Annotated in this window: 20 protein-coding genes; 12 read left to right on the top strand and 8 right to left on the bottom strand. The window is 62.9% G+C overall.

Annotated features, from left to right (window positions below; genetic code table 11):
* Positions 1-405 precede the first annotated feature (405 nt).
* Entirely contained in the window at positions 406-1,710 is a 1,305-nt protein-coding gene (locus NKH19_RS29980; protein ID WP_352873384.1) for a M23 family metallopeptidase, read from the bottom strand.
* Positions 1,711-1,850: 140 nt separating this feature from the next.
* Positions 1,851-2,318: a peroxiredoxin gene (locus tag NKH19_RS29985; RefSeq protein ID WP_352873386.1), complete on the bottom strand. Its 468-nt coding sequence runs from the start codon at positions 2,316-2,318 to the stop codon at positions 1,851-1,853.
* Positions 2,319-2,413: 95 nt separating this feature from the next.
* On the opposite strand from NKH19_RS29985, the gene NKH19_RS29990 reads away from it, so the two are divergent.
* Complete coding sequence (locus tag NKH19_RS29990) at positions 2,414-5,794, top strand: hypothetical protein (protein WP_352873388.1); 3,381 nt, start codon at positions 2,414-2,416, stop codon at positions 5,792-5,794.
* A gap of 6 nt (positions 5,795-5,800) precedes the next feature.
* On the opposite strand, the gene tyrS is transcribed toward NKH19_RS29990, so the two are convergent.
* On the bottom strand, positions 5,801-7,054 hold the full coding sequence (gene tyrS, locus NKH19_RS29995) for a tyrosine--tRNA ligase (protein WP_352873390.1): 1,254 nt from the start codon (positions 7,052-7,054) through the stop codon (positions 5,801-5,803).
* 232 nt (positions 7,055-7,286) lie between these two features.
* Here tyrS and NKH19_RS30000 point away from each other — a divergent pair, with 232 nt between their 5' ends.
* Together NKH19_RS30000 and NKH19_RS30005 are read left to right on the top strand one after the other, a co-directional pair.
* Positions 7,287-8,930 (top strand): ArnT family glycosyltransferase, encoded by a 1,644-nt coding sequence (locus tag NKH19_RS30000; protein ID WP_352873391.1) that lies wholly within the window; start codon positions 7,287-7,289, stop codon positions 8,928-8,930.
* 30 nt (positions 8,931-8,960) lie between these two features.
* The gene (locus NKH19_RS30005; protein ID WP_352873393.1) at positions 8,961-9,788 is read left to right on the top strand and encodes a phosphatase PAP2 family protein; all 828 of its coding nucleotides are present in this window, start codon (positions 8,961-8,963) and stop codon (positions 9,786-9,788) included.
* Between the two features lie 21 nt (positions 9,789-9,809).
* On the opposite strand, the gene NKH19_RS30010 is transcribed toward NKH19_RS30005, so the two are convergent.
* Positions 9,810-10,460 (bottom strand): FMN-binding negative transcriptional regulator, encoded by a 651-nt coding sequence (locus tag NKH19_RS30010; protein ID WP_352873394.1) that lies wholly within the window; start codon positions 10,458-10,460, stop codon positions 9,810-9,812.
* 20 nt (positions 10,461-10,480) lie between these two features.
* The gene (locus tag NKH19_RS30015; RefSeq protein WP_013532163.1) at positions 10,481-11,155 is read right to left on the bottom strand and encodes an alpha/beta hydrolase; all 675 of its coding nucleotides are present in this window, start codon (positions 11,153-11,155) and stop codon (positions 10,481-10,483) included.
* A 237-nt stretch (positions 11,156-11,392) separates the two neighbouring features.
* On the opposite strand from NKH19_RS30015, the gene NKH19_RS30020 reads away from it, so the two are divergent.
* The 7 genes from NKH19_RS30020 to sufA all read left to right on the top strand — a co-directional run bounded on the left by NKH19_RS30020 (position 11,393) and on the right by sufA (position 18,557).
* Positions 11,393-12,571 carry a cysteine desulfurase family protein gene (locus tag NKH19_RS30020; protein ID WP_352873397.1) on the top strand — a complete coding sequence of 393 codons (1,179 nt, stop codon included), beginning with the start codon at positions 11,393-11,395 and terminating at the stop codon, positions 12,569-12,571.
* 185 nt (positions 12,572-12,756) lie between these two features.
* The gene (gene sufB, locus NKH19_RS30025; RefSeq protein WP_352873399.1) at positions 12,757-14,274 is read left to right on the top strand and encodes a Fe-S cluster assembly protein SufB; all 1,518 of its coding nucleotides are present in this window, start codon (positions 12,757-12,759) and stop codon (positions 14,272-14,274) included.
* Positions 14,275-14,301: 27 nt separating this feature from the next.
* On the top strand, positions 14,302-15,057 hold the full coding sequence (gene sufC / locus NKH19_RS30030; protein ID WP_013895901.1) for a Fe-S cluster assembly ATPase SufC: 756 nt from the start codon (positions 14,302-14,304) through the stop codon (positions 15,055-15,057).
* 40 nt (positions 15,058-15,097) lie between these two features.
* Entirely contained in the window at positions 15,098-16,366 is a 1,269-nt protein-coding gene (sufD, locus tag NKH19_RS30035; RefSeq protein WP_352873400.1) for a Fe-S cluster assembly protein SufD, read from the top strand.
* A gap of 43 nt (positions 16,367-16,409) precedes the next feature.
* Entirely contained in the window at positions 16,410-17,651 is a 1,242-nt protein-coding gene (locus tag NKH19_RS30040; RefSeq protein WP_352873402.1) for a cysteine desulfurase, read from the top strand.
* A 21-nt stretch (positions 17,652-17,672) separates the two neighbouring features.
* The gene (locus NKH19_RS30045; RefSeq protein WP_352873403.1) at positions 17,673-18,065 is read left to right on the top strand and encodes an SUF system Fe-S cluster assembly protein; all 393 of its coding nucleotides are present in this window, start codon (positions 17,673-17,675) and stop codon (positions 18,063-18,065) included.
* Positions 18,066-18,176: 111 nt separating this feature from the next.
* Positions 18,177-18,557 carry a Fe-S cluster assembly scaffold SufA gene (gene sufA / locus NKH19_RS30050; RefSeq protein ID WP_352983428.1) on the top strand — a complete coding sequence of 127 codons (381 nt, stop codon included), beginning with the start codon at positions 18,177-18,179 and terminating at the stop codon, positions 18,555-18,557.
* Between the two features lie 152 nt (positions 18,558-18,709).
* Here the strand turns inward: sufA and NKH19_RS30055 are convergent, their stop codons facing one another.
* The gene (locus tag NKH19_RS30055) at positions 18,710-19,207 is read right to left on the bottom strand and encodes a GFA family protein (RefSeq protein WP_352873405.1); all 498 of its coding nucleotides are present in this window, start codon (positions 19,205-19,207) and stop codon (positions 18,710-18,712) included.
* 91 nt (positions 19,208-19,298) lie between these two features.
* On the opposite strand from NKH19_RS30055, the gene NKH19_RS30060 reads away from it, so the two are divergent.
* A complete protein-coding gene (locus NKH19_RS30060) occupies positions 19,299-19,622 on the top strand; it encodes a TfoX/Sxy family protein (protein ID WP_352873407.1) in 324 nt (107 codons plus the stop codon).
* 236 nt (positions 19,623-19,858) lie between these two features.
* Here the strand turns inward: NKH19_RS30060 and NKH19_RS30065 are convergent, their stop codons facing one another.
* Both NKH19_RS30065 and NKH19_RS30070 read right to left on the bottom strand, forming a co-directional pair.
* Positions 19,859-20,776: a pseudouridine-5'-phosphate glycosidase gene (locus tag NKH19_RS30065; protein ID WP_352873408.1), complete on the bottom strand. Its 918-nt coding sequence runs from the start codon at positions 20,774-20,776 to the stop codon at positions 19,859-19,861.
* 74 nt (positions 20,777-20,850) lie between these two features.
* Positions 20,851-21,795: a carbohydrate kinase family protein gene (locus NKH19_RS30070; RefSeq protein WP_352873410.1), complete on the bottom strand. Its 945-nt coding sequence runs from the start codon at positions 21,793-21,795 to the stop codon at positions 20,851-20,853.
* Positions 21,796-22,078: 283 nt separating this feature from the next.
* Here NKH19_RS30070 and recA point away from each other — a divergent pair, with 283 nt between their 5' ends.
* Complete coding sequence (gene recA, locus NKH19_RS30075) at positions 22,079-23,176, top strand: recombinase RecA (protein WP_057145834.1); 1,098 nt, start codon at positions 22,079-22,081, stop codon at positions 23,174-23,176.
* Positions 23,177-23,358 lie beyond the last annotated feature (182 nt).

Below are 23,358 nucleotides of genomic sequence, written 5' to 3' on the forward strand. Positions count from 1 at the left end.
AGAGAAGACGGACAAACCCCGTTTTACGGGGCATGCACATGCGGCATTTCGATTCACTCAAAACTTTCCCCGGACAGCCCTGCGTGAACGGGGAGAAAGAGGCTGGCCGCAGCGCCGGCGCCTTTCTTGGAACACTGACAATTGGCGAAACCATCGATGGCAGCGTCCCTCGCCCCGTTTACGGGGAGAGGATGCCGGCAGGCAGGTGAGGGGCGGCGCCAACGTTCGGAAAAGGATGACGGGACGAATTCGGAACCTGAAGCGATTGCCCTGCCGCGTGGCTGGCGGTCGCTTTTCGGGTCTTCAGGGCGGGAGACTGACCAGGCCCGTGATGTCGGGGTGGGCGCGAAACGACCGAGCCGCTCGCGAAGCGGCCAGAGATGGTCAACTCCCGGCCTGCATTCTTCAGAGGTACTGTGCGACCTTCCTGCCGACCGTGAGGAAGCGCAAGGGATCGATCGCTTCGCCATTGTGGCGGACTTCATAATGCAGATGCGGGCCGGTCGAGCGGCCGCTGCTGCCGGTCTTGCCGATGACGGCGCCGGCGTCCAGTTTCTCGCCAACGGTCACGTCGATCTCGCTGAGATGCCCGTAGCGCGTCGCAAAACCATTGCCATGGTCGACTTCAATCATGCGGCCGTAGCCGCCGTTCCAGCCGGCCTTGGTGACGATACCGGGAGCCGTGACCTTGGCGGCCATGCCGATCGGCGCCCTGAAATCCATGCCGGAATGGAGCGCCGCGGTACCGAGAAGGGGGTCGGTGCGCACCCCGAACGGGCTGGTGACGGAGTGGCCCGGCGCCGGGTTGGTGAGCGGCAGCCGACGCGCTTCCTTCTTGAGGTGGTCGAGCGTGTCAAGCGCCTCGTCCAACTCCTTGACCTTGCTGTCGAACATCATCGAGGAGTCGAGCGGGATCAGCGGTCCGCCGACATCGCTATCCCCCTTGCCGAAATCGCTGTCGACCGGCAGTCCTGCTGCTTGAAGCGCCTGGGTAATCGCGTCGGCGCTCTTGTAGGCGTTGTCGGCAAGCGTGCTGATACGGGTCAGTTGGTCGTTCTCGATGGATTTCAGCGACTGGTTGATCGAGATGAAGAGCTTGTCGGCGCGATCCGCGGCTGAATCGTTGGGCAGCGGATCGGAGCGGGTCGACCATAGCGAAAACGGCCTGGTGTCGCCGGCGCCGAGGTCGGCGCCAAGGCTGGCGACCGCATAGTTCCGCGCGGGTTCCTTGATGCTACCGGTCACTTCGGCGCGTTTGTCCGGCTTCGAAACCGCTGCCGGATCCTCGGCCGGCGCGGCGCCAACTTCGTTCTCGGCGCGTTCGAGCAGCGGACCAAGGCGACCGTGGCGCTGGCTCAGCTGGCTCTGGCGTTCCAGCAGTTCGCTGACCTTGGTTTCCATCAATTGCTGGTCGAGCAACTGGCGGCTGGTGATGCGGTCGACCTGGGCGCGAAGCGCCGAAATGCGATCTTCATAGGCTTGCTGCATGCGTGCCTGCCGCGCCGTGGTGGCGCCGATCAAATCGTCACGCAGCACGAGATAGGAGGTCGCCAGGAGGTACCCGATGGCGATGGCGGCCAGCGCCGAGCCGATAAAGGCCGCGAGCCAGGGTCGGATGGTGAAGTGCCTGATCTCGTTGCCCCGGGCGATGATGACCGTATGGGGCTCCTTGCGCCTGCCGAAGACTGCTGACTGACCGGTTGCGTTCACGGGACCAAGCTTTCGGTTACGACACCACGACAGCTTGACTACACATTATTAAGGTTAACAAAGGCTTGTGGTGCACCGGCTCTGCGGCGACGCTCGTCAGGCGAGCATAGGGAAGGCACGAACAGCCGTGCCGGCAATCCTCAAAGCGCACGAACGGCTTCGAGCACTTCCTCGGCGTGGCCCTTGACGCGGACCTTGCGCCAGATCCTGGCGATCCGCCCGTCGCGTCCGATCAGGAACGTCGCGCGCTCGACGCCCATGTATTTGCGGCCATACATCGATTTCTCGACCCACAGATGGTAGGCCTCGATCACCTTGCGCTCCTCGTCGGCGGCAAGGTCGATGGTCAGATTGTATTTCGACTTGAACTTGTCGTGCTTCCCGGCGGTGTCGGGCGACAGGCCGATCACCACGGCGCCCGCCTTCTCGAAGTCCGGCTTCAGCCGCGAAAAGCTGATCGCCTCTTGGGTGCAGCTTGTTGTGTCGTCCTGCGGATAGAAATAGAGGACAATGGGCTTGCCGGAGAATGCGGCAAGGCTGAGCGATCCGCCGCCGTCGCGCGGCAGATCGAATTGCGGCGCAAGATCGCCTACGTCGAGGTCAGCCATACCGATGCCCTTGTTTGAGGTTACGCGCGAAGCCACACCGATATAGTGTCGAGCGGGGATTCGTCCACGATCGAGTTCGTACAACGGAAAATTGCGTGGATCAGGAGCAACCGCAGCACGAGAAGATCCGGTTCAGGCGTGATGAGATCACCGACCTGGCCGCTTTTCCGTCCGCCTGCCGCGTGCCGCCACTTGGTCAGGCGTCGATCGGGCGCGGCTTTCGCATCCTGGCAAGGGCATTCGCCGGTCTGGTCGCTCTCGTGTTGCTGGCCGCTGTGCTCGTTTATCTGGTTGGCGCCTCCGGCATCGGGGCCGACCGGCTTCGTATCGAGGCGGAAACGGCTCTTGAGAAACTGGCCGGCGTCGATGTCAATGTCGCGGTCGGGCCGGCGCGCATCACTCTCGACAGTTCGAGTTTCATAGCTCTCCAGGTCAGCGACGTCAGCTTGAAGACCGCCGACGGCAAGCCGATGGCCGATGCCGGCCGCGTGCGCTTCGGCGTTCGCCTGGTTCCGCTGCTGTGGGGGGATGTGCGGCTGACCAGCGCCAGGATCTCCGATGCCCGCATTGTCGTGGCGGCGATGCCGTCCGGCGGCGACTGGACCGCCGCCCTGCGCAATGCGGACGGCCTCATCGATCCGGAGAAGCTGTCCAATGCGGTGTTCGGAAACGTCAACCGCGCGCTCGATGCCGTGCGGGAAGATTCGCTGCGCCAGATTGATCTTCGCAATGTCGAATTCGTGCTGCCCGAAACCGGAACGATCAAGCTGTTCAATATAACCGACGCCACCGTCGTGCAATCGGGACCGGGCGGTATGCGGTTTTCATCCAAGGCGGATGTCAACGGCAGGACGGTTACCGTTGCCGCTTCCGCCACCCGCGACATCGCGGCACACCGGGTCACGGCGCTGGATGCCAGCATCGACCTGGCGGATGCCGGCGACCCCGCGGCCGCTGCCGGGAAGTTGGGCGCGGTCGCGCTGAAGCTGACGGGATCGGAAGGATCGGGGGCGAATGCATCGCGGCTGACGGCTCTTTTGTCGTCGACTGGTTCCATTCTCGATCTAGGCACGCGCGGGTTGCTGCCCGCTGACGTCGATGTCGATGCGACGCTTGTTTCCGGCAGCAACAAGGTCCAGGTCGACAGATTGCTGCTGAAGACCGGTCGCTCGACATTCGATTTCGCCGGTTCGATCGGTCCGAAGCCGGCAAGCGGGGCGGCGGGTGAGGAGCCTTCCTATCGCTATGACCTGACCAGCGACGGTTCGTCGCTTGCGCCTTCGGAGTCGCCTGAGCCAGCGCTGACCTTCCTCGCCCGGATTGCCGGTGTCTACAACACGGTGAGCCACAGGCTGGTCGCCGAGCAGATCGCGCTTCGGTCCGCTGCCTCCAGCGAAGTGCTTGGCACCGCTGCCGTGGCGTTCGTCGACGGCAAGGCGCCGGGGATCAACCTTGCCATCAATATCCACAACATGCAGGTCTCTCACGTCAAGCAGCTGTGGCCGTGGTTTTCGGCGCGCAACGCCAGGCTGTGGGTGCTCGCCAATCTGTTCGGAGGCCGCGTCGTCGACGCCAACCTCCAGTTCCAGGTCGTGCCGGGCCGGCTGGGCAACGGCGTGCCGCTGTCCGCAGACGAAATATTCGGCCGCTTCCAGATCGAGGGATCGCGCTTCGACACGGCCGGCCGCATTCCGCCGATACGCGACGCGGTTGGCGTCGTCGGCTTCCACGGCAACGATGTCGATGTCTCCCTGTCCTCGGGCACCGTCTATATGCCCAGCGGTCGCACCGTGGCGGCCAGCAACGGTACATTGACGGTCAAGGCGGCCAATCGCCCGCCGGTCATCGGCGCGCTCGACATCGACGTTGACGGCGACGCATCCGCTGTTGCCGAACTCGCATCCTACGAGCCGATCAACGCCATGCGCCATGTCGGAATTCTGCCCGAAGAGCTGTCGGGCAGCGTCACCGGCCACGTCAAGGCGGATATTCCGCTGCAGTCCGGCGTCGACAGTTCCAAGCTCGATTGGCTGGTGTCGCTCGACTACACCGGCATGTCGTTGGCCAAGCCTTTCGAGGGGCAGACCGTGACGGATGCCGACGGTTCGATCACGGTCGACCCTGTTAAGGCGGTGATCTCCGCAAAGGCGTCGCTGAACGGCATACCGGCCGAACTCGATCTGATCGAGCCCCTCAGGGATGATGGGCCGGCGCGCAGCCGCAAGGTAGCCATGGTGCTCGACGACAAGGTCCGCGCCGCCGCCATGCCCGGTCTGAAGCCGCTGCTTGCCGGAACGGTGAAAGTCGCAATCGACAAGAATGGGAGCGGCAACCAGAACGTCTCGGCCGATCTGACCAATGCCAGGCTGGACGTCCCCTGGGCGGGTTGGAGCAAGGGCGCTGGGGTCCCCGCCAATGTCACATTCGTCATGACCAAGGCCGGCGATACGACGACGCTGTCCGACTTCAACCTCGACGGAAAGAGTTTCTCCGTCGACGGCAGCATCGTGCTGATCAATGGTGCCTTGTCGTCGGCGCGGTTCAGCAAGGTCACCTTAAACAGGGGCGACGACGTCGCGGTGTCGGTGAAGCGATCCGGCAAGGGCTATGCGGTCGACATATCAGGCAATGCGCTGGATGCCCGCTCGCTCATCAAGCAGTTCACCTCGGATGTCGACACAGCGACCAAGACCACCGGTTCCGACGCCATTTCCGTCAGCGCCGATGTCGACCGGCTGACCGGTTTCCACGACGAGCAATTGTCCAATTTGAAGCTCGACTACAGCGCGGCCGGTTCGCGGGTGAACGGGCTGAAGGTCAGCGCGACGGCAAGTTCGGGCGCCGCCATAAGCATCAGCAACACCACTGGAGCCGGCCGGCGCGCGCTCAACATGCAGTCCGCCGACGCCGGCGCTATCCTCAGGTTCCTCAACATCTACGAGCATATGGAAGGCGGAACGATCATCCTGGCGCTGGCGGGGCCGAGCGACGGAGCGCTGAAGGGCAAGGTCGACACCAGCAACTTTTTCGTGGTCAACGAACCGAAGCTCGCCTCCATCGTCTCGACCACGCCGGCCGGCGACAGCCGCAGCCTCAATCAGGCGGTCAAGGGCAAACTGGACACGTCGCGGGTGAAGTTCGAACGCGGTTACGCCGAGATCGACAAGGGCAGCGGCTATCTGAAACTGGCCAATGGCGTGCTGCGCGGTCCGCGCATCGGCACGACGTTCCAGGGCACGCTCTACGACCAGAACAACAACATGGACATGACCGGCACATTCATGCCGGTCTATGGCCTCAATCGCATCTTCGGCGAATTGCCCATCGTTGGTGCGTTGCTCGGCAATGGCCGCGACCGTGGCCTGATCGGCGTTACCTACCGGCTCAAGGGCAATGCCAACAAGCCGCTGCTTGACATCAATCCGCTGTCGGTGATCGCGCCCGGGATATTCAGGTCGATCTTCGAGTACCGGTGAGCGATCTCAAATCGGCCGCACCAGAATGTGTTTTTTCTTTCCCAAAGACAGCTTTACGACGTTTTCCGGACTCAAATCCCTTGAAGTCACCAGCCGGCGCTCGTCGCTGACCGGCTCGTCGTTCAGGCGCACGGCACCGCCTTGCACGTGCCGCCGCGCCTCGCCGTTCGACGCCGCCAGCCCCGCGGTGACCAGCAGCGACAAGACCCCGACGCCGGCTTCGAGTGCGGCCTTGTCAACCTCGACGGTCGGCAGCGATTGCGCGAGCGCGCCTTCCTCGAACGTCTTGCGCGCCGTATCGCTGGCTTGTTCGGCGGCTGCGCGACCGTGCAGCAAGGCGGTGATCTCGGTGGCGAGGATCTTCTTGGCCTCATTGATCTCGGACCCGCCGAGCCGCTCAAACCGCGCGATCTCGTCCAGGGGCAGCGTCGTGTAGAGTTTCAGGAAGCGGGCAACGTCGGCATCCTCGGTGTTGCGCCAGTACTGCCAGAATTCATAGGGGCTCAGCATCTCCGCATCGAGCCAGACCGCGCCCGATGCCGATTTGCCCATCTTGGCGCCTGACGAGGTGGTGAGCAGCGGCGTGGTCAGCGCGTAGAGCTGCGCGTCCTCCATGCGGCGGCCGAGATCGATGCCGTTGATGATGTTGCCCCATTGGTCGGAGCCGCCCATCTGCAGGCGGCAGCCAAGGCGCTTGTAAAGCTCGACGAAATCATAGGCCTGCAGGATCATGTAGTTGAATTCGAGGAACGACAGCGACTGCTCGCGATCGAGCCGGAGCTTGACGGAATCGAAGGCCAGCATGCGGTTGACGGAAAAGTGACGGCCGACATCACGCAGGAAATTGACGTAGTTGATCTCCATCAGCCAGTCGGCGTTGTTGACCATGATGGCGTCGTTGGGGTCGCCGCCGAATTTGAGATACGGCATGAAGTTGCGGCGGATGCCGTCGAGGTTGTCGTCGATGTCCTGTGGGGTCAGCAGCTTGCGCGCCTCGTCCTTGAACGATGGGTCGCCGATCATCGAGGTGCCGCCGCCCATCAGCGCGATCGGCCGATGACCGGTCTGCTGCAGCCAGTGCAGCATCATGATCTGGATCAGCGAGCCGGCGTGCAGGCTTTTGGCGGTCGCGTCGAAGCCGATATAGGCCGTCACCGTCTCCTTGGCGAAGATAGCGTCGAGGCCGGCATCATCCGAGGTCTGGTGGATGAAACCGCGCTCGCTCATCGTGCGCAGGAAATCGGATTTGAAGGCGGACATTGTTTCTTTCCCGAAAGCGCCCGGCCGCCGCGGCTCGGGTGTGCATGAACGCGGGCGTTTAGCACCCAAGCGCGGTTAGCAAAAGTGGTTTCCGGTTTTGCGGCCCGTGCGGATGGCCAAGCCCACTTCTTGCCTCATTCTTTTGGCTGGCGTATTGAGGCGCCGCGCAGGGGCAGGGCCTGAGGCGCCGCGACGGGGCCATCCCGCAGATCAGATCCGGAAAGCTCCCGCGATGAACAGGAATTACCTTCTCCTCTTTCTGTTCAGCGTGCTGATGACTTTCAGCGGGCTGGCGAGCCTTCCACCCGTCGACCGCGACGAATCCCGTTTTGTCCAGGCCACCAAGCAGATGGTCGAAACCTCCGACTATGTCGACATCCGTTTTCAGGATGCCTCGCGTTACAAGAAGCCGATCGGCATCTACTGGCTGCAATCGGCGGCCGTGGCGCTGAGCGGCGAGGGGGCGGCGGCGCCGATCTGGGTCTACCGCCTCGTCTCCATGCTTGGCATTGCCCTGGCCGTCGTCGGCATCGCCTGGACGGGCACGAAGCTCTTCGGAGCCAATGCAGGTCTCGCCGCCGGCCTGATGATGGCGGCGATCTTCGCCACCGCCTTCGAGGGCCGCGACGCCAAGACCGACGCCATGCTGCTGGCCTGCTGCGTGGCGGCCCAAGGCGCGCTCGCCCAAGTCTATCTGGCGTCGCGCCGAAACGAACCGGTAGCCGCCCATCTGCCGTGGATATTCTGGGCGGCTCAAGGGCTGGGAATCCTTATAAAAGGACCCGTGGCCCCGCTGTTGTCGGTACTGACGGTCGCCACCTTGTTTGCGTTCGAGCGCGACTGGCGCTGGATCTTGAAGCTGAAGCTCGTGCGCGGTGTCGCTCTGGTGCTCCTTATCGTGCTGCCTTGGGCCGTCCTCATCACCTGGAAGAGCGGCGGCGCCTTTCTCAGGGATGCCGTCGGCAAGGACATGGTGGCCAAGGTCGCCTCGGGTGAGGAATCGCACGGCCTGCCGCCCGGTTTCTACATGCTGACCTATTCGCTATTCATGTGGCCCTTCGGCCTGATCGCGGTCGGCGCCGGGCTCCAGGCCCTCAACCGGTTGCGCGACGATCCCCGGCTGCGTTTCTGCCTCGCCTGGTACATTCCGTTCTGGCTGGTGTTCGAGCTGATCCCGACCAAGCTGCCGCATTATGTCCTGCCGGCCTATCCCGGCATGGCGCTGCTGATAGGCTGGCTGCTGACATTGTCGCCGCAGGATGCGAATGCGCCGCTCAAGCGCTGGCAAAACTGGTTGTGGTGGTCGACCGCATTCGGTCTTGTCGTGGTCAGCCTCGGCCTAGCTGCGGTCTGCGTCGGAGCGCCGATCTACCTCACTGGCACCTTCTCCTGGTGGAGCATTCCGGCGGCCGCGGCAGCACTGGGGGCGGGCTACTTCGCTTTTTCCAGGGAGCTGCAAGTGCCGCTGCGCCGCATCGGCGCCATCGCGGTCTGCGCGGGCATCACCTATGGCTTGCTGTTCGGCGTCATCGCGCCTTCGCTGAAGCCGATCTGGCTGAGCCCGGCCATCGAAGCGGCGGTCCGTGCCAACAGGCCCTGCGAGACCACGGTGCTCGCCTCAGCGGAATATCACGAGCCGAGCCTGGTGTTCTTGGTGGGCACCAACACCGTGCTGACCGATGTCGATGGCGTCGCCAAACATCTGCTTGCCGACCCTGCCTGCGCGCTGGCGTTGGCACAGGTTGGCGATGAGCAGAAATTGAATGGCCTGCTGGCGGCACAAGGCAAATCCGCGAGCCGCGTTGCCCGGATCGATGGCCTCAACTATTCGTCGGGAGACAAACTGTCGCTCGGCCTTTATCGTGTGGCCCAATGATCGCTGGTCGATGACAGGGTCGAATTTCCAATGCTGGTGAAATCGCGCCCTTCCGTTTCCGGTCTGCTCCTTGGGGTAGGTCGCCGGTCCCTCGACAATTTTCGCGATACGATGCGGATCGCCAAAAGGCGCTTTGCCGTCCGTCCGGCCAGATACCCGAACATCTTATGGTCGGTCTGGGTGCTGGTCTGGGTTCTGCTGACGGCGGCGGCGTTCGTTCGCCTCGACACTCCGGCTGGAATGCTTCACGGCCAGTGGTCGGCGAAATTTGCCGGGCTTGCCGACTTTTTCACGCAGTTCGGCCTGGGTGGCTGGTATCTCATTCCGTCGGCGCTTCTGCTCGTCGCCGCGAACCTGACGGACTGGCGAAGCCTCTCGAGGCGCTCGCTGATGCTCGTCTACAACTGGACCTGCCTGGCTTTTCTGGTGCTGGGCGCCGCCGGCCTGTCGGGCCTCGCCGTCAATGTGCTGAAATACGCGATCGGTCGGGCTCGCCCGCTCTATTTCGGCGACTTTGGTGTGCTGGCCTTGCGTCCCTTCGCTTTTGATGCGCGCTTTGCCGGCTTCCCGTCCGGCCATGCCACGACCATGGGCGCCGTTTTCGGGGTGGCCCTGCTTTTGTTTCCGAGGCGCTGGTACATCGCCTTGGCGATCACGGCGTGCATCGCCTCGACGCGGGTCTTCGTCGGCGCGCATTATCCCAGCGATACCGTCGCCGGCTTCGGCCTTGGCTGCGCCTTCGCGATTGCCTGCGGGCTGGTCTTTGCCCGGCTCGGCTTCATCTTTCGCCCGATGCCATCGGGATTGCCGGTCCGCAAAAAGACGTTTTGGCTGATCAGACCGAGCCGGAAGACCTGAGCGTCCGGTTTGGCCCGAAGCTTAATTCCCGTCCAGACCGCCGTAAGATCTCACCATGCCAGCCATGTCAAGCGACGAGTTCTCTTCGCTTTCGAGCCCTTGGGCAACGCCGACGCGATCGGCGACAGGCCGGTTCTGGCTGACCTTCCACTTGCCGTGGACTTCGCTGATCTCGATCTCCAGCCCGATAATGCCCTTGATCTGCGACTGGATGAAGGGCGCCGGCGCATCGGTCACCGCCCAGGGTGCCTCGCGAGCGCCTTCCTGGGACACGGTCAGATCGGCGATCTGCCGCGCCAGCCAGTTCTGGTCGTCCATCACCGTGACGGTGCCGCGCACCTGTACGATGGCATAATTCCAGGTCGGCACCACCTTGCCGGTTTCGCGCTTGGTCTCGTACCAGGACGGCGTCACATAGGCATCGCTGCCCTGGAAGACGACCAGCACTGGTGAAGCCGGATTGTCGGCCAACAGGCGCCATTGCGGGTTGGCCCGCGCCAGATGCGCCCGCAGCCGGCCGTTCGGCCCGACGTCGGCGTCGAGCAGGAACGGGATGGCGTTGGCGACCGGGCCCTCGGGTCCGTTGGAAATCAACAGCCCGAGCGGGTGCGCCCGGATCAGCCCGTGCAGGATGTCCGGCCGCGTTTCCCTGAAATGAGGAGGCTCGTACACCGCCGCCGCCCTTCCTTTGCTTAACGCAGCCGCTTCGGCCGCGGATCCGACAATTCACCGGCAAGCCGGCGGTCGAGATAATCAGCGCATTCCTCGAGCAACAGGTCGGCGTCGTTGGAGAAGAAATGGTTGGCGCCGGGCAAGGTCTTCTGCGTGATGGTGATGCCTTTTTGCGTGTGCAACTTGTCGACCAGGCCTTGCACATCTTTCGGCGGCGCCACCTTGTCGGCATCGCCATGGATGATCAGGCCCGATGAAGGGCAGGGCGCCAGGAACGAGAAATCATAGGTGTTGGGCTGCGGCGCGATCGAGATGAAGCCTTCGATCTCCGGCCGGCGCATCAGGAGTTGCATGCCGATCCAGGAGCCGAAGGAGTAACCGGCGACCCAGCAACTCTTGGAATCCGGATGCAGCGACTGCACCCAATCCAGCGCCGCGGCGGCATCCGACAACTCACCAGTGCCGTGATCGAACTCGCCCTGGCTGCGACCGATGCCGCGGAAATTGAAGCGAAGCGTGGTGAAATCCCGCTTCTGGAACATGTAGAAGAGGTCGTAGACGATCTTGTTGTTCATCGTGCCGCCGAACTGGGGGTGCGGGTGCAGAACGATGGCGATCGGCGCGCTCTTTTCCTTGGAAGGCTGGTAGCGCCCCTCCAGACGGCCGGCAGGGCCGGTGAAAATGACCTCAGGCATAAAATACTCCACTTGCATACGAATGCGCGGCGCCCGGAACAAGTCTTCCTCTGGCCTTGACGCAGGGCGAGCGTCTTCTTAGAAGCTAGTTTAGAATTGTTCAAAACTGAGTGGCAAGACATCGAGCCGGGCCACCCGCGCCGCAAGCCGCGTAAATAGGACGCCTCGCCTTGGAATTTCAAGGAAATAACGCGATACGTCGGCGGAATGGCTTCTGACGGGACCAACTGGACGAAAATGGCCGCAAATCGAGCCTATCTCGACTACAATGCCAGTGCGCCGCTGCTTGCAGTGGCCCGCGAGGCTATGGTCGCGGCGCTTGATGTCGTCGCCAACCCGTCGTCGGTCCATGCCGAAGGGCGTGCCGCACGCCGCCTGATCGAGACCGCAAGGCGTGACGTGGCAGCACTGGTCAACGCCAAGCCAGAGCATGTCGTGTTCACCTCCGGCGCGACGGAAGCCGCCTCGACGCTGCTGACATCAGACTGGCGGATGGGACGCGGCCCTGTGCGCATGAGCCGGCTTTACGTGTCCGAGGCCGATCACCCCTGCCTGTTGAATGGCGGACGCTTCCCGGCAGCGCAGGTGACACGGATCGGCGTCGATGCCAACGGCATCGCCGATCTTGCGGCCTTGGCCGTTGTGCTTGCCGAGCATGACAAGGCCGATGGCCTGCCGCTGGTTGCCATCCATGCCGCCAACAACGAGACCGGGGTCATCCAGCCGATCGATCGCATCGCCGGGATCGTCAAGGAAGCGGGCGGCATCCTCGTCGTCGACGCCGTTCAGGCAGCGGGGCGCGTTTCGATGGACATGTCAGCGGGTTACGCCGATTATCTGATACTGTCCTCGCACAAGGTCGGCGGCCCCAAGGGCGTCGGCGCCATCGTCGCCGCCTCCGATCTGATGATGCCGCAGCCGCTGATCAATGGCGGCGGCCAGGAAAAGGGCCACCGTGGCGGCACCGAAAACCTCGCCGCCATTGCCGGTTTTGGCGCGGCCGCACGCGAGGGTCTGGCCGGGCTGCCGGCCATGGATGCGGTGCGGCAGCGCCGCGACGAGATCGAGGCCATGGTGAAAATGTTGGTGCCGGACGCGGAAATCTTCGGAACGGGTGCGCCAAGGCTTGCCAATACGACATTCTTCGCTATTGCGGGCGTCAAAGCCGAGACCGCTCAGATCGCCTTCGATCTGGCCGGTGTGGCGCTGTCGGCCGGTTCCGCCTGTTCGTCGGGCAAGGTCGGACCGAGCCATGTGCTGAAGGCCATGGGATACGGCGACAGTCTTGGCGCCTTGCGCGTGTCGATCGGTCCGGCGACGGGCGCTGAGGATATCGAGCTGTTCCGCACCGCGCTGGCGGGGATCGCCGCGCGGCAAGCCGCTAGGCAAAAGGCGGATAGAGACCAGGCCGCGTGAGCGGTTGGACAATTTTGGGCCTTTCGGCCTGGTAGAGCCGTGCGTTTCATGCTGGCCGGGTGAATTTCCGGTCGGGGCGCACTATATGAAACTTACGCTGCCGCAAGCGCTTTTTCGGCGTTGATTGGCAGTGCCATAGTTTGAAAACTGTCGGGCCTTGACCCCGGCGTGGATGGAGAACGCCTATGCCTGCTGTGCAGGACACGATCGATCGGGTCCGAAAGATCGACGTCGACCAATACAAATACGGATTCCAGACCGAAATAGCGATGGACAAGGCCCCCAAGGGCCTGAGCGAAGACATCATCCGCTTCATTTCGGCCAAGAAGGACGAGCCGTCCTGGATGCTGGAATGGCGTCTGGAAGCGTATCGCCGTTGGCTGACGCTGGACGAGCCGACCTGGGCGCGCGTCCACTATCCGAAGATCGATTTCCAGGACATCTACTTCTACGCGGCGCCAAAGAGCACGCCCGGCCCGACCTCGCTCAGCGACGTCGATCCTGAACTGCTGAAGGTCTACGAGAAGCTCGGCATTCCGCTGCGGGAACAGGAAATTCTCGCCGGCGTGCAGAAGACGGACGCCTCCGAGCTCGAGGAAGCCAGCGACAATGTCTACAAATCGGGCCGCGTCGCCGTCGACGCCGTGTTCGATTCCGTCTCCGTCGTCACCACGTTCAAGAAGGAGCTGGCGCAGGCCGGCGTCATCTTCTGTTCGATCTCGGAAGCCATCCGCGAGCATCCGGAGCTGGTGAAGAAGTATCTCGGTTCGGTCGTGCCGACCTCCGACAATTATTACGCCACGCTGAATTCCGCCGTGTTCACCGACGGTTCGTTCGTCTTCGTGCCCAAGGGCGTACGCTGCCCGATGGAACTGTCGACCTATTTCCGCATGAACGAGAAGAACACCGGCCAGTTCGAGCGCACGCTGATCATCGCCGAGGAGGGGGCTTACGTCTCCTATCTCGAAGGTTGCACGGCGCCGCAGCGCGACGAGAACCAGCTGCATGCGGCGGTGGTCGAACTTGTGGCGCTCGACGATGCCGAGATCAAATATTCGACGGTGCAGAACTGGTATCCCGGCGACGCCGAGGGCAAGGGCGGCATCTACAATTTCGTCACCAAGCGTGGCGACTGCCGTGGCCATCGTTCGAAGATCTCGTGGACGCAGGTCGAGACCGGTTCGGCGATCACCTGGAAATATCCGAGCTGCATCCTGCGCGGCGACGATTCCTCGGGCGAATTTTATTCGATCGCCGTCTCCAACGGCTACCAGCAGGTCGATAGCGGTACCAAGATGATCCATCTCGGCAAGAACACGTCGAGCCGCATCATCTCTAAGGGCATCGCCGCCGGCTTCTCGCAGAACACCTATCGCGGCCAGGTTTCGGCGCACCGCAAGGCGACCAACGCCCGCAATTTCACCAACTGTGACTCGCTGCTGATCGGCGACCAGTGCGGCGCGCACACCGTGCCCTACATGGAAGCCAAGAACTCGACGGCGCAGTTCGAGCATGAAGCGACGACCTCGAAGATTTCCGAGGACCAGAAATTCTACGTCATGCAGCGCGGCATTCCGGAGGAAGAGGCGATCGCCCTGATCGTCAACGGCTTCGTCAAGGACGTCATCCAGCAGCTGCCGATGGAATTCGCCGTCGAGGCGCAGAAGCTGATCGGAATTTCGCTCGAGGGCTCGGTCGGTTGACCGGACAGATATTCAGGAAACAAAAGAATGCTTGAAATCAGAAACCTGCACGCCCGCATCGTCGATGACGGCACCGAAATTATCCGCGGCTTGAACCTGACGGTGAAAGCGGGCGAGGTTGCTGCCATCATGGGACCGAACGGCTCGGGCAAATCGACGCTGTCCTACATCCTCGCCGGCCGCGAGGACTACGAGGTCACCGAAGGCGACATCCTCTACAACGGCCAGTCGATCCTGGAAATGGATCCGGCCGAGCGCGCCACGTCGGGCATTTTCCTCGCCTTCCAGTACCCGATGGAGATACCGGGCGTCGCGACCATGGAATTCCTGAAAGTGGCGATGAACGAGCAGCGCAAGGCGCGTGGCGAGGAGCCGCTCAAGATCCCGGAATTCCTGAAGCGGGTGAAGGAAGCCGCCGCCTCGCTCAGCATGGACATGGCGATGCTGAAGCGGCCGCTCAATGTCGGCTTCTCCGGCGGCGAGAAGAAGCGCGCCGAGATCCTGCAGATGAAGCTGCTGGAGCCGAAGCTGTGCGTGCTCGACGAAACCGATTCCGGCCTCGACATCGATGCGCTGAAGATCGTTTCCGATGGCGTCAACGCGCTGCGCGCGCCAGACCGGGCGTTCCTGGTCATCACCCATTACCAGCGCCTGCTCGAACACATCGTGCCCGACAGCGTGCACGTGCTCTACAAGGGCCAGGTCATCAAGTCGGGCGACAAGTCGCTGGCGCTCGACCTCGAAGCCAACGGCTATGCCGGCGTGATCGGGCAAGCCGCGTGAGATGCCAGGCCATTTTGTGCCAAAAGGCGGGGCAAGACTGATGAATATCCACACACAACCGCAGCGGACACCGGCCGAAACAGCGTTGATCGACGCGTTCGGCGACCGGCTGTCGCTGCTGCCGGGCGACGGCGCGGTGATGCTGAAGCGCGACAACGCCATCGAGGCGATCAAGCACGGCCTGCCGACGCGGCGTGTCGAATCCTGGCATTACACCGACCTGCGCCGGCTGTTGAACGCGGTGCCGGACTTCGACCCGTCCGCCATGGCCAAGGCCATTGCACCGATCGTCGATGGGTCCACTGTGGTGTCGATCCTGAACGGTAAGTCCGACGCCAAGGTGCCGGCGGTCGAAGGCGTCGCCTTCCAGCCTCTGTCGGAAAAGCTGATCGACGGCAGCATCGCGCCGGGGCTCGATCCCTATGGCAGCGACGATGCCATCGGCGCGCTGAACACGGCCTTTGTCGCCGACGGTTATTTCGTCGATATCGCCGATGGCACGGAGCTTGAAAAGCCGATCGAACTGCAGAACTTGCAAGCCGGCGGCCAGACCCATGTGCGCCTGCCGGTGCGTGTCGGCGCTGGTGCCAAGGCAGTCATCGTCGAGCGTCAGGCGGGCGATGGCGCCGCGCTGGTCAGCTCGGTCAGCCAGCTCGTGCTGGGCGAAGGTGCTGAGGTGACGTGGCTGATCGTCCAGGAACAGCCGGAAACGGCGACGCATCTGGCGCAGTTCAAGGCCCATATCGGCAAGAATGCCAAGCTGACGCTGTTCGTCATGAACGCCGGCGGCAAGCTTGTGCGTCAGGAGATCATGGTCAGGACGACTGGCGAAGGCGCCGACTTCAAACTGCGCGGCATCAACCTTTTGGCCGGCGACACCCACACTGACGTGACCATGGTTCTCGACCATGCCGTGCCGCACACGGCCTCGACGGAAGTGATCCGCAATGTGGTGACGGGCAAGGCGCGCGGCGTCTTCCAGGGCCGCATCAACGTCCACCAATACGCGCAGAAGACCAATGCCAAGATGGCTTGCAACACGCTGCTGCTGTCGGACGACGGCGAGTTCTCGACCAAGCCCGAGCTGGAAATCTTCGCCGACGATGTCATCTGCGGCCATGGCGCGACCGTCACCGAGATCGACCACGACCATTTGTTCTACCTGATGGCACGTGGCGTCGATGAGAAGACCGCGCGGGGGTTGCTCGTGAAAGCCTTTGTCGCCGAGGTGATCGAGGAACTGGACGACGAGGCGATCGTCGAGGCGCTCGAAACGCGGCTCGACCGCTGGTTTTTGACGCACGGCTAGCGCCGTTGGAAGGATCGCGGCCTCGGCCGGCAAGGACTTTGTGATGGACCAGAAACTCGAAAACATTCCCTACGACGTCGAAGCGATCCGCCGCGATTTCCCGATCCTGTCGCGGGAAGTCTATGGCAAGCCGCTGGTCTATCTCGACAATGGCGCCTCGGCACAGAAGCCGCGGGTGGTGCTGGATACGATCCAGCACGCCTATTCCCAGGAATACGCCAACGTCCATCGCGGCCTGCATTTCCTCTCCAATGCGGCGACCGATGCGTATGAAAAGGCGCGCGAGACGGTGCGCCGCTTCCTCAACGCGCCGAGCACCGACAACATCGTCTTCACCTCGAACACGACCTCGGCGATCAACACGGTCGCCTATGGCTATGGCATGCCCAACATCGGCGAGGGCGACGAGATCGTGCTGTCGATCATGGAGCACCACTCCAACATCGTACCGTGGCACTTCATCCGCGAGCGGCAGGGCGCCAAGCTGGTCTGGGCACCGGTCGACGATCTCGGCGTCTTCCACATCGACGAATTCGAGAAGCGGCTGACAGACCGGACAAAGCTTGTCGCCATCACCCAGATGTCGAATGCGCTGGGCACGGTGACGCCGATCAAGGAGATCGTCCGCATCGCGCATTCGCGTGGAATTCCCGTACTCGTAGACGGCAGCCAGAGTGCGGTGCATATGCCTGTCGACGTGCAGGATCTCGACTGCGATTTCTTCGTTTTCACCGGTCACAAGGTGTACGGCCCCTCGGGCATCGGCGTGCTCTACGGCAAGAAGGACATTCTCCAGGGCATGCGCCCCTTCATGGGCGGTGGCGAGATGATCGAGGAGGTGACGGAAGACATCGTCACCTACAACGAGCCGCCGCACCGCTTCGAGGCCGGCACGCCGCCGATCGTCCAGGCGATCGGACTAGGTGCCGCGCTCGACTATATGGAAAAGATCGGCCGGGACCGCATCGCGGCCCATGAGGCCGACCTCAAGAACTATGCGCATGAGCGGCTGCGCGCCATCAACTCGCTGCGCATCTTCGGCGACGCACCCGGTAAGGGCGCCATCATCTCGTTCGAGCTGCAAGGCATTCACGCCCATGACGTGTCGATGGTGATAGACAGGCAAGGCGTTGCCGTCCGCGCCGGCACCCATTGCGCCCAGCCGCTGTTGAAACGTTTTGGTGTAACCTCCACATGCAGGGCATCGTTCGGCATGTATAATACCAGGGCCGAAGTCGATGCTTTGGCCGAGGCGCTTGAAAAAGCGCGCAAGTTCTTCGGGTGAAGATTTTTTTGGGTAACGACCATGGATGATGTGAGCCACACCACCGAGACCGCACCGGAAGCGGCCATCAACCCGCTGGTTTCGGCCTCGGCGATTCCCGCCGACGAACTTGCGCGGCTGACCGACGACATCGTCTCGGCGCTGAAGACCGTCTACGACCCGGAAATCCCGGCCGATATCTACGAGCTTGGCCTCATCTACAAGATCGACATCGAGGACGATCGCTCGGTCAAGATCGACATGACGCTGACAGCCCCCGGCTGCCCGGTCGCCGGCGAAATGCCCGGCTGGGTGGAAAACGCCGTCGGCGCCGTCGAGGGCGTTTCGGGTGTCGAGGTCGCCATGACCTTCGACCCGCCCTGGTCGCCCGATCGCATGTCGGAAGAGGCGCAGGTCGCGGTAGGCTGGTATTAGTCGTCGGGCACGGCAAAGGTAGCGCACTTGCGCCAGTCATAAAACTTCACCATTTTAGGTGAGAATCGTTCGGCAGGCCTTGAACCTGTACGGAATGGAGAAGGAAAAAGAATGGGACGCTTTGCCGTCATCACGATGACCGATAAGGCCGCCGACCGGGTGCGCGAGATCGTTGCCACCCGCGACAACGCGCATGGCATCCGCCTCGGCATCAAGAAGGGCGGCTGCGCCGGCATGGAATACACGGTCGATCTGGTGACCGAACCCAACACCAAGGACGACCATATCGAGCGCGACGGCGCCCATGTCTATGTGGCGCCCGAGGCTGCGCTTTTCCTGTTCGGCACCGAGATGGATTTCGAGCAGACGACGCTGCGCACCGGCTTCACCTTCCACAACCCGAACCAGAGCTCGGCCTGCGGCTGCGGCGAGTCCGTCGAATTGAAGCCGGCCGATCTGAAGGCGCTGGCAGAGGCACGCGCCTCGGCCTGATCTTCCTTCGCCCCGTTTACGGGGAGAAGGTGGCCCGAAGGGTCGGATGAGGGGCAGCGCTGCCCTATCCGCAGTTTGCTCCGCCCAAGCAATTGGCTTTTCATCCGCTTCGCGGACCATTCCTCGCCTCCCCGTAAACGGGCCGAAGACAATCACTCTACCCACATGCCCGTCCGCTTGTGCCAGTCGGCGATCGATTCCTCGGGGTAGACGTCGAACGCCTTGTCGCCCTTGGCGATATCGGGCTCGACCCAGTTCGCCTTGTATTTCAGCATCAAATGCACCTTGCTGGGCGGCTTCGGCAGATCGCTGTCGACAGCCGAGGCAAAGGGATGCACCAGTTCCGGCCAGGTCGGATCGTAGAGCCACAGCGCCGACCCGCACTTCTTGCAGAAATTGCGTTCGCCGGTCGATATCTCGCACCGCGGGTGCTCGTCGTCTTCGATCTCGGCCCGGTAGACGCCGAGACTTCTCTTGCCCCTGATGTTCAGCGTTTCGTAGTCGGCGCCGAGATTGATGGCAAAACCGCCGCCGCCTTGCTGCTTGCGGCAGATCGAGCAGTAGCACAGCATGAACGGCACCGGCGTGTGGCTCTCCACCTCGAAACGCACGGCATTGCAGCGGCAGGATCCCTTGAGCAGAAGCGGCATGACAAAAAGACTCCGACGGAATGTTCTCAACCTGTCAGCATGATTTTGGTTGCGCGATGACAATGTCAAATGCCGGTGACATGATCGCGGCATGGACAATGAACGCATCGCCGAACTGTTCGAAGGCCTCGGCCCGGTTAGCATCCGCAAACTGTTCGGCGGCAAGGGCATCTATTTCGACGGCGTCATCGTCGCCGTGGTGCTGCGCGGCGAATTGTTGCTGAAGGCCGACGAGCAAAGCGCGCCCGACTTCGAAGCCGCCGGTTGCCGGCGATGGACCTACACCGGCTCCCGCCACGGCAAGCTAGTCTCCATGCCCTATTGGAGCGTTCCCGACAGCGCTTTCGATGATCCCGACGAGATGACGGTCTGGGCAGGGCGGGCGTATGAGGCGGGACGAAGGGCGGGGAAGTGAGACGATTTTCGGACGTTGCGGCTGTGCAGGGTTGGAAACGCCGAGGGACAGAACCCCCCTCTGGCCTGCCGGCCATCTCCCCCGCAAGGAGGGAGATTGGCAGCTCAACCGCCGGCTCACACTCGTCAACGCTGGTGATTGGCGAAAGCCGATGCGACATCCGATCTCCCCACTTGCGGGGGAGATGGCCGGCAGGCCAGAGGGGGGTGCTGTCCCGCCGACGTTGGCGGCACTCCCTAAAGCGCCTTCGCGATCCTCGCCGCCAGCCTTGCGTTGTTTTCCACAAGCGCGATGTTGGTCTTCAGGCTCCTGCCGTCGGTCAGTTCGAGGATTTTCGACAGCAGGAACGGCGTCACCGCCTTGCCGGTCACGTTGAGCGCCTCTGCGGCCTTCTGCGCGGCTTCGATGTAACCGGCCATCTCTTCGGCCGGGATTTCGTGGTTCTCGGGCACCGGATTGGCGATCAGCACGCCGCCGGCGAGGCCCAGCGAAGCCCGAGTCTGGTAGAAATGCGCGATCTCTTCCGGACTGTGCAGGGTCAGCGGCGCGCGGAACGGCGAATGCCTGGACCAGAAGGCTGGCATCGTCTCGCAGCCATGGCCGATCACCGGCACGCCGCGCGTTTCCAGCACTTCCAGCGTCTTTTCGATGTCGAGGATGGCCTTGGCGCCCGCCGACACGACGATGACCGGTGTGCGCGCCAACTCGTCGAGATCAGCGGAAATGTCGAAGCTCTTTTCCGCACCCTTGTGGACGCCGCCGATACCGCCGGTGGCGAACACTTTTATGCCGACCATATGCGCCGCGATCATGGTGGCGGCGACCGTGGTGCCGCCGGTGCGCCCTTGCGCCACGGCGAAGCCGAGATCGGCGCGCGACAGCTTCATGGCGTCGCCCGTCATCGCCAGCGATTCGCGTTCGCCGTCCGAGAGCCCGATCTTGATGCGGCCGCCGACCACGGCGATCGTCGCCGGCACGGCGCCGCCGTCGGTGATGATCTTTTCGACATCCGCGGCCATGGCGCCATTGTCGGGGTAGGGCATGCCATGGGTGATGATGGTGCTTTCCAGCGCCACCACCGGCCGGCCGGCGGCCAGGGCCTGCGCCACCGGCGCGTGGATGTCGATGAAGGGGCGGGCGGTCTCTGGGGTCATCTGGATCTCCATCCCGGAGTGCGTCGCGTCCACTTGGGCGCGCGAAAAACTCCGGCACTATGAATTTGCCGGTCTCATGCCACTTCCTGCGCATCCGGCACAAGGGCCAGTGCCTCCGCGAAGGTCGCCGCGGTGAAATCCGGAACGGCGTCCGGGCTTTCGATGGCAAGCGTCGCCGCGGCAATGCCCTCGCGCAGGGCCACCCGCAGCGGCAGGCCGTGCAGCAAGGCAGCGACCGTTGCGCCGGCCAGCGCATCGCCTGCGCCGGTGACGTCGGCTATCCTCCTTGGCGGCGGCGGCAGGATCGAGAAGGCGCCGGCGTCATCGAAGCCCAGCATGGCACTGCCGCCCGCCGTCACCACGCCGCTCCTGAGCCCCGCGCGTCTCAGCCCGGCGACGATGTCTTGCGGGGAAGTTGCCACGTCCAGGTCCGCCAGTGCGGTCGCTTCGCGCCGGTTCATGAAGACGACGGCCAGATTGCCGAGCACCGGCTTCAAACGCACGATCTTGGCCGGCGAAATGGCAATGGCGAAGACGGGTTTGCCGGCCGCAAGCGAAACCAGCCGCTCCAGTGCCGCCGTCGGCAGATTGGCGTCGCAGAAGACGGCGTCGGCGGCAGCGATCACCTCCCGGACCCTGGAGCGCCTGATCTGCTTGGGGAACGCTAGGTCATAGAGCGCCATGTCGGCGAAGCCGACGATCAGTTCGCCCTCGTTGTCGATCAGCGCCGTATAGCTCGGCGTGGTGCGGTCGAGGAACACCGCGGACAGGTCGGTAATGCCTGCCTCGGCGATGGCTCGTGAAACGGCATCGGCAGCGGCATCGCCGCCGCGCACCGACAGCAGCGACGCGGACACGCCACGGCGAACTGCGCTGCGCAGCGCGTTGAAAACGCCGCCGCCGACATCCTCGCGCATCGTGCCGGGATTGGAAGCAGCCGGCACGTAGGGACCTGATACCTGGCCGCGCCGATCGATATGGGCGCCGCCTACGGCCAGTATTTTCGTGGATTTCAGCATGCCGGCGATATCACCTTTGTTATTCCGGTCGCACAAGCGCTAGACTGCGTGACGGCGCTTCGCATGCAAAGGTAGCGATTCGGCGGATCGAAACAATCGAGCCGCCTGGCCCCAATGCGTTAGACGTCGTGAAGCTAAATCGTGAGACAAAAAAAGAACAAATCTGGATATTGATTGTTTTTCAGATATTTGACCCCTCTTGCCAAACGAGAACAAAAAAGGTACAAATTGGCAGGGATTACGGATTGTCCGGCCTTCATTGACGACCAAGGGGTGATGTATCATGGCTCAGAATTCTTTGCGGCTGGTAGAGGACAAAGCGGTGGACAAATCAAAGGCTCTGGATGCGGCGCTGTCGCAAATCGAGCGGGCTTTCGGCAAAGGCTCGATCATGCGGCTCGGCGCGAACGAGCAGGTCGTCGAGATCGAAACGGTGCCGACCGGCTCGCTTGGCCTCGACATCGCGCTTGGCGTCGGTGGCCTGCCGCGCGGCCGCATCGTCGAGATCTATGGGCCGGAAAGCTCGGGCAAGACGACGCTGGCGCTGCACACCGTGGCCGAAGCCCAGAAGAAGGGCGGTATCTGCGCCTTCGTCGATGCCGAGCACGCGCTCGATCCGGTCTATGCCCGCAAGCTTGGCGTCGATCTGGAGAACCTCCTGATCTCGCAGCCCGACACCGGTGAGCAGGCGCTGGAAATCTGCGACACGCTGGTGCGCTCCGGCGCCATCGACGTGCTGGTGGTCGATTCGGTGGCGGCGCTGACGCCACGCGCCGAAATCGAAGGCGAGATGGGCGATTCGCTGCCCGGCCTGCAGGCCCGCCTGATGAGCCAGGCGCTGCGCAAGCTGACCGCTTCGATCTCGCGTTCCAACACCATGGTCATCTTCATCAACCAGATACGCATGAAGATCGGCGTCATGTTCGGTTCGCCCGAGACCACGACCGGCGGCAACGCGCTGAAATTCTACGCTTCGGTGCGCCTCGACATTCGCCGCATCGGCTCGGTCAAGGACCGCGACGAGGTCGTCGGCAACCAGACCCGCGTCAAGGTGGTCAAGAACAAGCTGGCGCCGCCCTTCAAGGTGGTCGAGTTCGACATCATGTATGGAGAAGGCGTGTCCAAGACCGGTGAACTGGTCGATCTCGGCGTCAAGGCCGGCGTGGTCGAGAAGTCGGGCGCCTGGTTCTCCTACAATTCGCAGCGTCTCGGCCAGGGCCGCGAGAATGCCAAGCTGTTCCTGCGCGACAATCCCGACACCGCGCGCGAGATCGAATTGGCGCTCAGACAGAATGCCGGGCTGATCGCCGAGAAATTCCTTGAGAATGGCGGCTCCGAAGGTGGCGACGACGGGTTCGAGGAGGAATCCGGCGCGATGTGAGAGCCTTGGGCGATGGCCGGAGTTCGGCCATAATCTCGCTATATTATCTCAGGCTTATGTAATCGAGTTCCGAGTTATTGCGTTTTGAACCGCCGGCCTAGCCCGGATATCTCACACTGTCTTTTGGCGTAGGTCTGAAGCGGGGATTTTGCGAGCGCGTGAGTTGCAGGCAAGGGCTGTCG

The sequence above is a fragment of the Mesorhizobium sp. M1338 genome (assembly GCF_040318045.1).
Lineage (GTDB): Bacteria > Pseudomonadota > Alphaproteobacteria > Rhizobiales > Rhizobiaceae > Mesorhizobium.